The organism is Streptomyces sp. NPDC088707 (assembly GCF_044752725.1).
Taxonomy (GTDB): domain Bacteria; phylum Actinomycetota; class Actinomycetes; order Streptomycetales; family Streptomycetaceae; genus Streptomyces.
The window spans coordinates 344,528-358,577 of the sequence record NZ_JBIVLV010000002.1; the positions used below are offsets into that span (position 1 = coordinate 344,528).

Consider the following 14,050-nt stretch of genomic DNA (forward strand, 5'->3'; position numbering starts at 1 on the left):
GGGGTTGGGATGAGTTCCGCGCAGCACCTTCTTGAAAGCCGCCCGCAGTCGGTGGCGCACATCTTCCTCGCACGGGTCGAGGCCACGCCCGACCGGGAGGCCTACCGCCATCCCGTGGCGGTCGAGCACGCCGCAGCGGGCGCCGAGGAGTGGCGCTCGCTGACCTGGGCCCAGACCGCGGAGCGCGTGAAGGCGATCGCGGCCGGCCTGCTCACCCTCGGGTTGCGGCCCGAGGAGCGCGTGGCCATCTCCTCCTCGACACGGATCGAGTGGATCCTCGCCGACCTGGGCATGATGTGCGCCGGCGTCGCCGCGACCGCCGTCTACCCGAGCACCAACGCCGAGGAGACGGCGTACATCCTCGCCGACTCCGGCAGCAGGGCGATCTTCGTCGAGAACGCCGAGCAACTGGCCAAGGTGGCCGGCCGCAGGGACGACCTGCCGGGGCTCGACACCGTGATCGTCTTCGACCCGGAGGCGGACATGCCCCGGGCCGAGGGGCTGGACGTGCTGACCCTCGCCGAGCTGGAGAAGCGGGGCACCGCGCACCTGCAGGAGCATCCGGACGCGGTCGACACGGCGGTCGGGGCCATCCTGCCGGACCAGCTCGCCACCCTGATCTACACCTCCGGCACGACCGGCCGCCCCAAGGGCGTGCGTCTGGTGCACGACTGCTGGTCCTACCAGGCGGTCGCGCAGGAGGTCAGCGGGCTGCTGCTCCCCGACGACGTGCAGTTCCTGTGGCTGCCGCTGTCCCATGTCTTCGGCAACGCCCTGATCGCCGGTCAGGTGAAGACCGGCAGCGTGATGGCGGTGGACGGCCGCATCGACCGGATCATCACCAACCTGCCCGCCGTCCGGCCCACCGTGATGGCGTCCGCACCGAGGATCTTCGAGAAGGTCTACAACGGGATCGCCGCCAGGTCGAAGGCCGAGGGCGGCGCCAAGCACAAGATCTTCCTGTGGGCGGCGCAGGTCGCCCGCGACTACGCCAGGACCGGGCAGGAGACGGTGGTGGCGACGGGGCGGCGCTCGCTGCCCCTGTGGCTCTCCGTGCAGCACGCCGTCGCCGACAGACTCGTCTACGGCAGGATCCGGGCGGCCTTCGGCGGCGAACTCCGCGGCAGCGCCTCGGGCAGTGCCGCACTCGCCGCCGACATCGGCTACTTCTTCGCGGGCGCGGGCGTGCCCGTGCTGGAGGGCTACGGCCTGACGGAGACCAGCGCGGCCGTCACGGTCAATCCCGTCGAGGACTTCCGGGTGGGCACGGTCGGCAGGCCCCTGCCCGGCACCGAGGTCCGCATCGCCGAGGACGGGGAGATCCTCCTGAAGGGGCCGGGCGTCATGCGCGGGTACCACAACCTCCCGGAGAAGACCGCCGAAGTACTGGAGAGCGACGGCTGGTTCCACACGGGCGACATCGGCGAGATCGACAAGGACGGCTTCGTCCGGATCACCGACCGCAAGAAGGACCTGTTCAAGACCTCGGGCGGCAAGTACATCGCGCCCACCGAGATCGAGAGCCGCTTCAAGGCCGTCTGCCCGTACGCCAGCAACATTCTGGTCATCGGCAACAACCGCAACTACTGCACCGCCCTGATCACGCTCGAAGAGAGCGTGATCATGCCGTGGGCGGTGTCGCAGGGCCTCGGCGGGCGGAGTTACGCGGAGGTCGTCTCCTCGCCGGAGGCGCACGCGCTGATCGACGGCTTCGTCCAGCGCGTCAACGGCGACCTGCAGCGATGGCAGACGATCAAGAAGTTCGCGGTCCTGCCGCGCGATCTCGACATCGAGCACGGCGAACTCACCCCGAGCCTCAAGGTCAAGCGGCCCGTCGTGGAGCGGGAGTACGCCGAGGTCGTCGAGGCGATGTACGAGGGCGCCCGCGAGGCGTGACGCCCGCCCGCGGGGCCTGACGCTCGCCCGCGAGGCGTGACACCCGTCTGCGGGGCATGACCCGCAGACGGCCCGTACGCACCGGGTGCCCGACCGGAGCACCCCGTGCGGCGGCCGCCTACACGAGGCGAGGGGACCTGCCGGCTGGAACCACCTCGACCGCCGCCCCCGCGCACGCGGGTCCTGGCCCTGCTCGCGCTACGCGGAGGCCCTGCCCAGGCCCCCGGATCCGCCGTTCGTGGGCGGGTACGCGGGCCGTTCCGGGAAGGCCGGGGAGCCGTGGGGGGACGGGAGCGGAGGCAGGGACGGCTGCTGCAGCCATGCCCTGAGCAGGCCGTCCACCGGCTCCGTCGCGTAGCGGGACACATGGGCCGTGAAGGTCGCCGTGGTCACCACGCCGTGGCGGTGCACGGTCGCCCAGTCGCGCAGCATGCGGAAGAAGGCGCCGTCGCCCAGGGCGCAGCGGATCGCGTGCACCGTGAGCCCCCCGCGCTCGTACAGCCGGTCGTCGAACATCAGCTTGCGCCCCGGGTCGGCGAGCTTCAGGTCCTGCGGCTGCGTGGCGAGCAGCCGGTACGCGGTCGCCGCCAGCTCCTGCGCGGTGCGGCCGCCGGAGCGCTCCGACCAGAGCCATTCGGCGTACTTGGCCAGGCCCTCGTTCAGCCAGATGTGCCGCCAGTCGCCGACGGTCACGCTGTTGCCGAACCACTGGTGCGCGAGCTCGTGCGCGACGAGGCGCTCCGAACCGCGTCCGCCGTCGACGTGGTTGGCGCCGAAGAGGGAGAGCCCCTGGGCCTCCACCGGCACGTCGAGATCCTCGTCGGCCACGACCACCGCGTACTCGCCGAACGGATACGGCCCGAACAGCTCCTCGAACAACTGCATCATCGCGGGCTGCCGGGCGAAGTCGCGCGAGAAGCGGGGCAGCAGGTGCGCCGGCACATGGGCGCTCTGCGGCACCCCGCCGAGCCCGGGGTCCCCGAGCAGCACCGTCTGGTGCATGCCGATGGAGAGCCCGACCAGGTAGCTGGACGTCGGCGCGGACTGCTCGTACACCCAGGTCGTCGTGCTGGCCTTGGTCGTACGGGTGAGCAGCCGGCCGCCCGCCACCACGGTGTACGCGGAGGGCGTGTTGACCGAGATCTGGTACGAGGCCTTGTCGGCGGGCCGGTCGTTGCACGGGTACCAGGAGGGGGCGCCGACGGGCTGGCTCGCGACCAGCGCGCCGTCGGTCAGCTCCTCCCACCCGAGCCCGCCCCACGGGCTGCGCACCGGCTTGGGGTTGCCCGCGTAGTGCACCTCCACGGTGAACGCGGCGCCCGCGGACAGCGGCTTGGCCGGCCGGACGCGGAGCTTGCCGCCGCGGTGGGTGTAGTGCGGCGCACGGCCGTTCACCAGGAGCCGGCCGACCTTGAACTCGGAGAGGTTCAGATGGAACTCGGTGAGCGGCGCCCGGCCCGCGATGGCGCTGAGCCGTGCCGTCCCGGCCAGCCGGTTGGGGCCTGGACGGTACTCCAGAGCGAGTTCGTACCGATGCACGCGGTAACGGGAGTCGCCGTGGTCGGGGAAGTACGGGTCCTGTGCCGTTGTCCGCTCGCCGCTCAACTCTGCTCCCGCTCCCTGCCCTGTGCTGTGCTCGTGCCGCCCGTTCAGGCCCGCCACGCCTCGATCGGATTGCCCAGCCAGCGGGTGTCGGCCGGGACGGATTCCCCGGCCATCACGAGAGAGGCGGGACCCAGCGTGCTGCGGGCCCCCACCGAACTGCCGGGCAGGACGATTCCGCCCGGGCCCAGGGTGGCGCCCTCGCGGAGGACCACAGTATCCGTCCTCAAGATCCGGTCGTGGAAGAGGTGAGTCTGCAAGACACAGCCGCGGTTCACGCTGACCGCGTCACCGAGGACGACCAGGTCCGTCTCGGGCAGCCAGTAGCTCTCGCACCACACGCCCCGGCCGACCCGGGCACCGAGCCCGCGCAGCCACAGGTTGAGCAGCGGGGTACCCGGCACCGACCCGACCAGCCACGGCACGGCGAGGACCTCGACGAACGTGTCGGCCAGCTCGTTGCGCCACACGAAGCCGGACCAGAGCGGGTGCTCGCCCGTCCGGTGCCGGCCCACGAGCAGCCACTTCGCGGCCACCGACACCAGGCACGCGGCCGCACCGGCGGCGAGCAGGACCGCCCCGGACAGCAGCGCCGTGCCCCAGATCCCCAGACCGGTCGCGGTGGCCAGGGCGCAGAGGGCCGCCACGGTCAGGACCGCGAGGGCGGCCGAGGCGAACACCGGGAGCAGCCTGAAGAGCTCCACCAGACCGCGCGCCCACAGCAGCCGCGCGGGCGGGTCGTACGTCCGGCTCCGGTCGGAGTCGGACGCGGACCGCGGCAGTCTGACCGGGGGCAGGCCCAGGTACGAGCTGCCCTTCTTGGCCTTCTTCGGCGTCGCCGACAGCACGCCGACCAGTCCGTCGTCCGGCACGGTGCGGCCCGGCGCGGTCATTCCGGAGTTGCCGAGGAACGCCCGGCGGCCGATCTCGGAGTGCCCGATCCGCACCCAGCCGCCGCCCAGCTCGTACGGGGCGGTCAGGGTGTCGTCGGCGAGGAAGGCCCCCTCGCCGACCGTGGTGAGGCTCGGCAGCGCGAGCACCGTGGACACCTCGGCTCCCCGGCCGATCTTCATCCCGAGCAGCCGCAGCCAGACCGGGGTGATCAGCCCGGCGTACAGCGGGAACAGCGTCTCGCGTGCCAGGTCCATCAGCTGGGTGACGGTCCACGCCTGCCAGGCGACCCGGCTGTGCGTCGGATGGCTGCCGGTGCGCAGCCCGAGACTGAGCAGCCGGACCGGGACGAGGACGAGCGAGGCGTACGCGAACCCGTAGGCGAGCGCCCCGGGCACCACGGCGACCAGCGCTCCCCGCAGCGCCTCGGCGAGCCCGGCGTCCGCGGGTACGAAGCGGCTCACCACGAGCAGCGCGGGCAGGGCGGCCAGCACCGGCAGAACCGTGAGGAGGAAACCGGTCGCGCCGTAGACGGCCCGCCAGTGGAGGGGGCGCGCCGGCCGCTCCTTGGGCCAGTTCCGCTTGGCCTTGCCGAGCTTGCCCGCGGGCGCGCCGGCCCAGCGCTGCCCGGTCGGGATCTGTCCCGCCACGGCGGAGCCGGGGGCCACCTCGGCCCGCTTGCCCACCCGCGCCCCGGGGAACAGCAGGCTGCGGGTGCCGACCACGGCGCCCGCCCCGACCTTCACCGGGCCGATCTCCAGCCGGTCACCGTCCAGCCAGTAGCCGGAGAGGTCCACCTCGGACTCCACGGCGCAGCCGCGGCCGAGCTTGAGCATGCCCGTGACCGGCGGCAGCGAGTGCAGGTCCACGTCGGGGCCCACCTTGGCGCCGAGCGCCCGCGCGTACCGCTCCAGCCAGGAGCCGGTGAGCGAGGTCGCGCCGGCGAACTCGGCGAGCCGCTCGGCCGTCCACAGCCGCAGATGGACACTGCCGCCGCGCGGGTGGCGGCCGGCCTTCACCCCGCGCAGCAGCAGCCGTGCGCCGCCCGCGGCGATCGCGAGCCGGCCGGGCGGGCTGAACAGCAGCGCCGCACCGGCGGCCACCACCCACCACGAGGCGGTCGGCGCCCACGGACAGGCCCCGAACCGGTGCAGGACGTTGCCGAGCGCGAGCAGCGCCACCGTCCAGCGGAGCCCGATCACGGTGAACAGCGGAAGCAGCAGGACGGTCTGGAGGAGCCCGGCCCGGAACGGCACCGGCGCGATCGTCCGTACGGCCCCGTCGTCCTGGACGGACTTCTCCAGGCGCCGGGCCAGCTTGCGCAGGGTGGGCTGCTGGTAGATGTCGACGACGGCCGCGCTCGGGTAGCGGGTGCGCAGCCGGGTGGTGAGCTGGGCGGCGGCGAGGCTGTTGCCGCCGATGGCGAAGAAGTCGTCGGCGGCGCCGGTGACGGCCACGCCGAGGGTCTCGCTCCACTGCTCGGCGAGCCAGGCCTCCGTGCCGTACAACTGCTCGGAGGGACCGGTGGTCTCCAGGTCGGGCAGCGGCCAGGGCAGCGCGTCCCGGTCGACCTTGCCCGACGTACGGGTGGGCAGTTCGGCGACGGGCGCGAGGAGCGGAACGAGGGCCGCGGGGAGCTCGGCGCGCAGCCGCTCGACCGCCGCCGCGTGGTCCCAGCCCTCCTGCGTCACGAGGTAGCCCACGAGCAACTGGTTGCCGCTGCGGGCGGTACGGACGGCGGCGGCCGCGCCGGCCACACCGGGCAGGCCCTGGAGGGCGGAGTCCACCTCGCCCAGCTCGATGCGGCGGCCGCCGAGCTTGATCTGCTCGTCGCCGCGGCCGAGGAAGACCAGACCCTCCGGCTCGGCGCGGACGAGGTCGCCGCTGCGGTACGCGCGCTCCCAGCCGAGGGATTCCAGCGGGGCGTACTTCTCCGCGTCCTTCTCGGGGTCGAGGTAGCGGGCGAGACCGACGCCGCCGATCACCAGCTGCCCGCTGCCGCCCATCGGCACCGGCTCGCCGGACTCGTCGACCACGGCCAGCTCCCAGCCGTTCAGCGGGAGACCGATCCTGATCGGCTCCTCACCGGTCAGCAGGGAGGCGCAGGCGACGACGGTCGCCTCGGTGGGGCCGTACGTGTTCCACACCTCGCGGCCCTCGGTGACCAGACGCTGGGTCAGCTCGGGCGGGCAGGCCTCACCGCCGAAGATCAGCAGCCGGACCTCGTCGAGGGTCTCGGGGTCCCAGAGCGCGGCGAGGGTCGGCACGGTGGAGACCACGGTGATCTCCTGCTCCACCAGCCAGGGGCCGAGGTCGGCGCCGCTGCGCACCTGCGACCGGGGGACGGGCACCAGGCAGGCGCCGTAGCGCCAGGCCAGCCACATCTCCTCGCAGGAGGCGTCGAAGGCGACGGAGAGGCCCGCCATGACCCGGTCGCCGGGGCCGATCGGCTCGTCGGCGAGGAACAGCGCGGCCTCGGCGTCCACGAACGCGGCGGCGCTGCGGTGGCTGACGGCGACACCCTTGGGCTTGCCCGTGGAGCCCGAGGTGAAGATGATCCACGCGTCGTGTTCGGGCCCGGGGCGGGCGGCGGCGGCGCCGTCGCCCGCCCGCCCGGTGACGTCGACGCGCTGCTCCGCGCCGACCACGGCCCGCACACCGGCCTCGCCGAAGACCAGCTCGGCCCGCTCGTCCGGGTCCTCGGCGTCGACCGGCACATAGGCGGCTCCCGCGGCGAGCACGGCGAGGACGGCCACGTACAGCTCGTTCGTCCCGGACGGCACCCGGACGCCCACCCGGTCGCCGAGCCCCACACCGGCGGCGGCGAGCGCGCGCCTCCGGCGCTCGACCTCCGCGGCCAGTGCCCGGTAGGTCAGCCGGGCGGTGCCGTCGTCCAGGGCGAGCTCGTCGGGGTGGGCGCGTACCGAGTCCTCGAAGATGTCGACGAGGGTGCGCACCGGGGCGGCGGGCCCGGCGGAGAACCGGGCGGACTTCCCCGACTCCTCCTCCCACGGATCCCCGTCGTGGAGCAGAGTCGCGTCACCGTGCTCTGGTGTGGCTGCCATCGGACCTCGCGTCTCGTTCCCGGCAACGTCCGGGTCGTCGGTCGGAGCCCGGGTCTGCCCGGGTTGTTCCGTTCCGACGCCAAACAGCCCGCCAGTCTAGTGCGCCTGCCAGGATTCTCCGGTCGACACCTTGCGCATGGCTGGTTGGGGACGGTATTGGAGGTGGACTCAGGGTGACCGTACGGTGCCCGGTGACGCTCGGGCGCCCGCCGGCTCAGCCGCCCGCGGACAGAGCGGCCACCCCCGGACCGCGGAGGTCGGCCCACACCGCCCTGCGGCCCGTCACCGCGAGGAGCAGGGACAGCGCGGGGCCCTTGACCTCCGGCCCGGTTCCGGTCGACAGGTCGGTGTCCGTCGCCGTGATCCGGACACGGGACCATCGTCCGTCACGGCTTCTCCCTCGTCCTCGTCGGCTCTCGTCACGCCGCCAGGGCCGCCCGCACCTCGCCCGCCAGGGCGAAGGGGTCGCCCGTGGGCGTCGTCGGGTAGCGCTGGTGGCCGCGCGCCCAGGAATCGTCCCGCGCGAACCAGTCGACGGCGACCGGCGCCGTGCCGGTCACCAGCGCACGGTCGAGACTCGCGAAGTAGGCGGCCCAGCGCGGCGCGTAGACGTCCTGGACGAGACCGGACCATTCACGGTTGGCGTAGTCGCGCAGACCGCCCGTCTCGCTCGGCCCCTTGTCGGCCCAGGTGGTGAGGATCGAGCGGGCGTCGTACTCCAGCTGGTCCCGTTCCTCCGGGTCGGCGCCCCAGGCCCGCGCGTCGGCCAGCCAGGGTCCGAGCAGGAACCGCTGGTCGGAGCCGACGAGCCGCCCCAGTAGCTCCTCGTGCCCCTGCCACTCCCGCACCAGCGCCCGGAAGCCCGTCAGGTCCCCGGCCTCGTAGGCGGCCTTGACGCGCGGCAGCAGGACCCGGCTGCGGTTGGTGAGCGCCTGGCGCGCCACGTCCACGAGGTCGAAGCGGTACGCGTCCGTGGTCCGCAGCCGGGGAGCCACCTGGAGCAGCTCCGCGAGCGCCCGCTCGACCGTCGCGGCGTCGTACCGCATGGCCTTCGGGCTCCATTTCGCGGCGGTGGCCGCCGTCAGACCCGGCCGTGCGGCGAAGAGGCTGTCCTGCGGCTCGCTCCAGGTCCCGGACGCCATGCTGTACGGGCCGAGGCGCAGCTGCTCCCACGCGGCCGCCGCATGGGGATCCGTACCGCCGTAGCGCCGGGCGGCGTACTCGGCGAACCAGCTCTTCTGGTCGATCGGGCCGGACTGCCAGGCGAGTTCGGTGAAGAGGTCGAACGCGGCGGGGCTGGCGCCGGTGGCCTCGGGGAGGTACGCGATGCCGCGCAGAGCGCTGTCCCGCTTGCCGAGCCAGGCGTGGAAGCGGTCCACCCACGCGCCGGTGTTGGCGCCGATGCTGGTGTGGCCGCCGAAGTTGGGGATCGTGCCGAAGGCGTACGGAGTGCCGCCCCACCGGACCTCGCGGTCGAGCCCGTCGTACCGGTCGGAGAGGCCGTCGACGATCAGGACCCGGCGGCGGTCGACACCGCTCAGGAGGGCCGAGGTGGGGTTGTTCTGCCAGCCGAGCATGACCCAGGTGGCGCCGGGGCGCGCGGTGTCCAGGGCTCGCTGGACGGCCGCGGCGGCCGCCGCGACGTCGACCCCGCCCGCGACCCCGCCCTCGTGAAGCAGGTCCATCTTGAACATGTCGCTCTCGCCGAACCGCTCCTGCTGGAAGCGGTAGTAGGCGGCGGCGAGCCGGGCGAAGACGGGCCCGGTCGGATCCAGCCAGTCGGGCCGGTCGAAGCCCACCCACTTGCCCTGCGGAACGGTGACCGCGCCGGGGTTCCGCGTGGCGAAGTCGGCGGGCACGGTGCCGAAGAAGCCCGGCAGCACGGGCGTCATCCCGAGTGAACGCAGGTGGGCCGCGATCCGCCCGCCGAGTGCCGCCCGGGCCTCGACGAGCTGTTCGGAGACGGGCCCGGCGAACCCCGACAGGTTCTGCAGCAGCCACCAGCCCTGATGGGCCGGGGCGGGGATCCAGTCGCGCAGCTCGGCCGCGCTGTAGCCGAACTCCTGGAGGGCCCGGTAGTACGGGTACTCGGCCCCGGTCGGCACGAAGACCTCGTTCACGCCGTGGAGCGCCATCAGGTCGATGTCGTGCTGGTAGGAGGCGAAGTCGCGGTAGGCGCCCGAGTACCCCTCGTCGGTGTCGTTGAGGGCGTAGCGGTGGGGCACGGAGGCCGACCGGGTGAGGGGCGTGGCGACCGCGGGGAGCGTGTCGGGCAGCCGGCCGACGCTGGAGCCGGGCCATCCCAGGTCGACCCCGGCGACCCGCTCCAGGTACCAGCCGACGCCGGTGAGGAGCGTGGCCGGCGACGTGCCCCGGACCTCGATCGCCCCGGCCGTGCCCGAGATGGTGAAGTAGGAGCCCGAGGCGGGCTCCTCGACCGGCAGCAGGGTGAACTGCGACGCCTGGGAGGGCAGCAGCCGCTCCAGGCTCGCCCGGGCGGGCGCCGGGTCGAAGAGGGCGGACGAGGTGTCCGGGGCCGACCGGGCGCCGGCGGCCGGCGGGAGCGACCCGGCGGCGGCGGGCCGCGGGCCGGGGGCGGGTGTGGCCGCCTGGGCGGTCGCCCCCGACAGCGGCACGCCGGGCGCGCTCGCCGCCGCCACGGCGGCGAACACCGTGGTGACGAGGGCGGCACGGCATCGAAGGATCAGGCGGCGGCCCATCTGGCTCCCTGCTGCGGGTCGGGCGGAACGGCGGGGCGTGCTTCGGGGGGTCCGGTCGACGAAGACTAGCGACACCGCGGCCGGCAGGGCCGCGGGCACGCGCTTCTGACGGGGCGCCGGGTCGTCGGCGGCGCCGGTCGGCCGGGGGCGTGGGGGAGTTCCTGCCATGTACGGATGATCGGTCGGGGGCGCCGGGCGCGCATGCGGATACCGCCGCCCGGGGGGCGGCGGTATCCGAGGCCCGGCTGCGTGGTGCCCTCGCCGCGGCCCCCGGGCACGGGTGTGCGCGGGGGCCGCGGGGCGGAGCGCCCTGGGGGACCGTCAGGGCATCGCGGTGGGGCGGAAGCTCTGCGCCGGGGATCCGTCGCAGGGGCGTTGGACGAGGGCGACGCCGACCGCGCTGGTGCCGGTGGTGGCGAGGCACTTGCCGCTGTGGCGGGCGACGAAGTGGTACCGGCCGGAGGGCTCGGCCACCGGCAGCCACTGCTGGTTCGTACTGCCCCCGTAGGCCCACAGCTGCAGGGGTGCTCCGTCGGCCGTCGACCGGTCCGTGACGTCGACCGACTGCTGGGGAGCGGTGCGGACGCCGATCCGGGTGTGGCCGTCGCTCGTCGGGGTGAAGCGGAACTGCTGGGCCTGGGTCCCGTTGCAGGTGTACTGCTGGACGGGTGTGCCGTCGGCGGTGCCCGCGGCCCTCACGTCGACGCAGAGGCCGTTCGCCTCGGCGGCGAGGGTGTACCAGGAGTCCCCGGGGAACGGGCCGGGCGGGGCGGTGCCGGCGCCCGCCAGCCACCGGAGGCCGTCGAGGAGGAGACGGTTCTGGGTGGGGTCGGCGAAGGTGGAGGAGAGCCGGGTGCCGGTGGAGTAGTTCATGGCGTTGTGGCCGAAGTTCGCGTACAGCATGCGGTACTGCGTGTTGGTCCACACGAGCGGGTAGTCACCGCTGTACCAGGACTGGTTCGGGTCGGTGCCCAGCGGGAAGCCGCTCGGGTCGACCGAGGCGAGGACCTTGATCGACGGGTTGGACCGCAGGTTGTTCGACCAGCTGTACCACTCGCTGACGGCGGAGGTCCACGTCGTGGGCAGACCGGCCGCGGCCGGGTGGGATCCGTTCTCCGTGCGGACGACGGCGGTGGTCGGCCCCCAGGTGTTGGAGCGGAAGTTCCCGCTGCCCAGGAACTGGTTGTAGTACCAGTTCCAGCCGGAGGCGTTCGTCGTGAACGCCGAGACGTGGAAGCCGAGCCAGCCGCCTCCGTTGCGCATGTACCGCTCGAATCCAGCGCGTTGGGCGGCGCTCTGCGGAGCGTCGTCGAGGAAGAGGACGACGTCGTACGCGTCCACGCCGCCGTTGGCGAGCAGGTTCCAGTCGGTGGTCGCCGTGTAGGAGAAGTTCTGGGCGGCGGCCGTCCGGGGGAACCAGTCGTTGGCCTCCTTCACGAAGTCGATGTGGGCCGCGTCCCAGGTGCCGTTGTAGAACGCGATCACACGGAAGTCGGGTGCGGCCGGGGCGGCCTGGGCGGGTCCGACGGCGCCGAGGCCGAGGACGAGCGCCATGAGGCCGAGGAGCCGTATCAGGTGTCGTGTCATGGGTGGCTCACCAGGTTCGCCACGTTGGTGGAGGAGTTGGAGGGGCCGCCGCGGTCGTTGACGACGTGCCGGATCGTGCCGGTCCCGCCGAGGGAGACGGTCACCATGCTCCGGAAGCGCACGTCGGGACGGTTGGGTGCCTCGATGGCGTGCTCGGCGGTGACGCCCGGGTTCACGTTGAAGTAGCAGTAGCTGCCGAGCCCGTAGGCCTGGTGGCTGGTGACCGAGTCGGCGACCTTGTAGGCGGCGTAGCCCTGGGTCGAACCGTTCATCCAGGCGGCCTGGTTGGGCGGGTCGTACGGCATTTCGTTCTGGTAGAAGTACGTCCGGCCGCGGTTGCCGTTCCAGACGGTCTGGTGCTTCTGGTAGTGCTCGACGAACAGGCCGTACATGGTGACGTCGTCGCCGTTGACGACGAGGCCGGTGTCGGCGGTGTTGGTGTTCCAGCCGACGCCCGTGCCGTGGTCCGCGCGCCAGACCCACAGGTGGTCGCCGATGACGTGGTCGCTGTTGACGACCAGGCTGGTGGTGGCCTTGCCGACGGCCGCGCCGCCGACGCGGAAGTACACGTCGTGGAGCGAGGTCGGGTCGGCCGCGTGGGAGGCGGACGATCCGGCGGGACCGAGCTCGAGGAGGCTCGGGGAGTTGACCGTACCGGCGTCGAAGAGGACACCGGCGATCTTGACCCCGTCGACGTCGGCGACGGTCATCGCGGTGATGCCGTTGTCGGGGACGAAGGTGGCGAGACCGAGACCGAGGACGACGGTGCCGGGGCGGGTGACCCGGAGGGTCTCGCTGAGGTGGTACACGCCGGGAGTGACCAGGAGGTCCTTGCCCGCGGCGAGGGCGGCGTTGATCTGGGGCGCGGTCGCGCCCGGCTTCACGATGTGGAAGCGGTCGATGGGCAGCCGGGTCGCGGCGGGGGTGCCGCCGGCCGCCCAGGTGGTGCCCGTGGAGTCGGTGCGCGGGGCGGGCACGACGACCTCGTAGGCACCGGTGGCGTCCACGGTGAGGAAGGGCTTCTCGCGGACGACGGGGGAGCGGTCCACCGTCGTGTGGGGCGGGTTGGGGAAGCTCGTGCCGGGGACGCCCTGGCTGCCGACGAAGACCATGTTCCAGTTCGACCCCGTCCAGGAGCCGAGCTGGGAGTTGCGGGTCAGCCACTGCTGCTGGGTGCCGGAGCGGACCTGGCCGTCGATCTTGGTGTCGGCCATGAAGCCGCCGCTGGACCAGCCCCCGTCGCTCAGTTCGAGGTTGCCGCGGACGTGCATCCGGCGGTACGCCGAGGCCTGGGACACGGCCCAGCGGTCGGTGCCGCCGGTCGGGGTGACGGAGAGGTTCTCGGCGCCGCGCCAGAAGTTCTGGGTCGCGTTCTGCGGCGGGAACCAGTCGGCCTCGACGTGCACGGCGCCGTTGATCGTCACGGAGTCGGGCGACTGGCCGAGCCCCAGGACCTGGGTGTAGAAGCCGACGTTGACATCGTTGTTGTACGTGCCCGGCTTGAACAGGACGGCGTACCGCTCCGGCCCGAACTGGTTGGTCTCCTGGCGCTGGAAGATCGTGTTCAGTCGGCCCTGGACGGTCGCCGAGGGCATCGACGGGTCGAGGACGACGACGTTCGGCCCGAGGTCGACGTCGCCGGGCGCGGTGCCGACCGGCGTCACCTGGAAGCGCTGGGCGGCCGTGCCGTTGCAGGTGTACTGGACGAGCTGCACGCTGTCGGCGGTGGACGCGGCGGGGACGTCGAGGCACTTCCCGCTGTTGCGGTTGACGAGGTGGAAGGCGCCGCCTCCCTCGTCGACGGCCCGCCACTGCTGGTTGAGGCCTCCGCCGTAGGTCCACAGGTGGACGGCGGCGTTGTCGGCGGTGGAGACGTCGCTGACGTCGACGGCCTGGGCGGAGTCGTTGCGGGCGCCGATCCGGACGTGGCCGTCCGAGGTCGGTGCGACGGTCCACTGCTGGGCGGTGGTCCCGTTGCACGCGTACTGCTGGACGGCGGTGCCGTTGGCGGTCGACGCGGCGCGGGCGTCGAGGCACTTGCCGCTGCCGGCGTTCACGACGGTGACGGTGCCGGTGGGGATCTCGGCCGCGGCGGCGGATCCGGGGGAGAGGGCGACGAGGGCCGAGCAGAGCACCGCGCCGGTGGCCAGGACCGCCGCGATGCGCTGGGGTCGTGGACGGGCACGGGCCGGGCGCCGGGCTGCGGCGCTCCGCGGCGGGGAGGTGGGGGCGGACATGCGGCTCCTTGGTGGGGACGGGAGGAGGGGTACGGAGGGGGCCCGTGGACTG

6 protein-coding genes are annotated in these 14,050 nt (G+C 73.2%); 1 reads left to right on the forward strand and 5 read right to left on the reverse strand.

Features of this window, described 5'->3' with window-relative positions; all coding sequences use genetic code 11:
* The first annotated feature begins 9 nt into the window (after nt 1-9).
* Complete coding sequence (locus tag ACIP84_RS08980; protein ID WP_401796348.1) at nt 10-1,896, forward strand: AMP-dependent synthetase/ligase; 1,887 nt, start codon at nt 10-12, stop codon at nt 1,894-1,896.
* A gap of 198 nt (nt 1,897-2,094) precedes the next feature.
* Here ACIP84_RS08980 and ACIP84_RS08985 read toward each other — a convergent pair whose 3' ends face one another.
* The 5 genes from ACIP84_RS08985 to ACIP84_RS09005 form a co-directional block, all read right to left on the reverse strand.
* On the reverse strand, nt 2,095-3,501 hold the full coding sequence (locus ACIP84_RS08985) for a M1 family metallopeptidase (protein ID WP_401796351.1): 1,407 nt from the start codon (nt 3,499-3,501) through the stop codon (nt 2,095-2,097).
* Nucleotides 3,502-3,545: 44 nt separating this feature from the next.
* Complete coding sequence (locus ACIP84_RS08990; RefSeq protein ID WP_401796354.1) at nt 3,546-7,454, reverse strand: Pls/PosA family non-ribosomal peptide synthetase; 3,909 nt, start codon at nt 7,452-7,454, stop codon at nt 3,546-3,548.
* A 419-nt stretch (nt 7,455-7,873) separates the two neighbouring features.
* Nucleotides 7,874-10,174 carry an alpha-N-acetylglucosaminidase gene (locus ACIP84_RS08995; protein WP_401796357.1) on the reverse strand — a complete coding sequence of 767 codons (2,301 nt, stop codon included), beginning with the start codon at nt 10,172-10,174 and terminating at the stop codon, nt 7,874-7,876.
* A gap of 321 nt (nt 10,175-10,495) precedes the next feature.
* Entirely contained in the window at nt 10,496-11,761 is a 1,266-nt protein-coding gene (locus ACIP84_RS09000) for a ThuA domain-containing protein (protein ID WP_401796360.1), read from the reverse strand.
* A complete protein-coding gene (locus ACIP84_RS09005) occupies nt 11,758-13,998 on the reverse strand; it encodes an RICIN domain-containing protein (RefSeq protein WP_401796363.1) in 2,241 nt (746 codons plus the stop codon). The genes ACIP84_RS09000 and ACIP84_RS09005 overlap by 4 nt, the downstream gene beginning before the upstream one ends.
* Nucleotides 13,999-14,050: the final 52 nt, after the last annotated feature.

What these genes read in the sequence shown, in the direction of transcription:
- ACIP84_RS08980 (WP_401796348.1), top strand. Translation starts at nt 10, where the DNA reads ATGAGTTCCGCGCAGCACCTTCTTGAAAGCCGCCCGCAGTCGGTGGCG.
- ACIP84_RS08990 (WP_401796354.1), bottom strand. Translation starts at nt 7,454, where the DNA reads ATGGCAGCCACACCAGAGCACGGTGACGCGACTCTGCTCCACGACGGG.
- ACIP84_RS08995 (WP_401796357.1), bottom strand. Translation starts at nt 10,174, where the DNA reads ATGGGCCGCCGCCTGATCCTTCGATGCCGTGCCGCCCTCGTCACCACG.
- ACIP84_RS09000 (WP_401796360.1), bottom strand. Translation starts at nt 11,761, where the DNA reads ATGACACGACACCTGATACGGCTCCTCGGCCTCATGGCGCTCGTCCTC.
- ACIP84_RS09005 (WP_401796363.1), bottom strand. Translation starts at nt 13,998, where the DNA reads ATGTCCGCCCCCACCTCCCCGCCGCGGAGCGCCGCAGCCCGGCGCCCG.